Source organism: Paraburkholderia sp. SIMBA_054, from assembly GCF_046534875.1.
Lineage (GTDB): Bacteria > Pseudomonadota > Gammaproteobacteria > Burkholderiales > Burkholderiaceae > Paraburkholderia > Paraburkholderia hospita.
Genome location: NZ_JAWRXV010001258.1, coordinates 1 through 252, shown reverse-complemented (window position 1 = coordinate 252; position 252 = coordinate 1). Strand labels below are relative to the sequence as shown.

At 37.3% G+C, this 252-nt stretch carries 1 protein-coding gene; it reads right to left on the bottom strand.

The window, feature by feature from the left end; all coding sequences use genetic code 11:
- On the bottom strand, nt 1-231 hold a 231-nt coding region (locus SB822_RS59135; RefSeq protein ID WP_410859380.1), incomplete at its 3' end, for a hypothetical protein.
- Nucleotides 232-252 lie beyond the last annotated feature (21 nt).

The following is a 252-nucleotide window of genomic DNA, read 5'->3' as shown; positions in this document are numbered from 1 at the left end:
GCCAATAGCTATTTGCATCTTTGCTAAGTCATAAGGCAATTCTTTAATAAGCGTTTCTCTTAATTCCCGTGCGATTTTTTCAAGAGAGCGCTCTGAATCTTCATAACCCATATCATCGAAGATTTTTTCACCAACACCTTTATTACCAGTGACGGCTACAAATTGTTTCGGGCTGATTTTTTTGAATTTCTGAAATTTGTGGTCCTTAACTTCACCTGTTTTAATATCCACCGCTAATCCATCTGACATGAC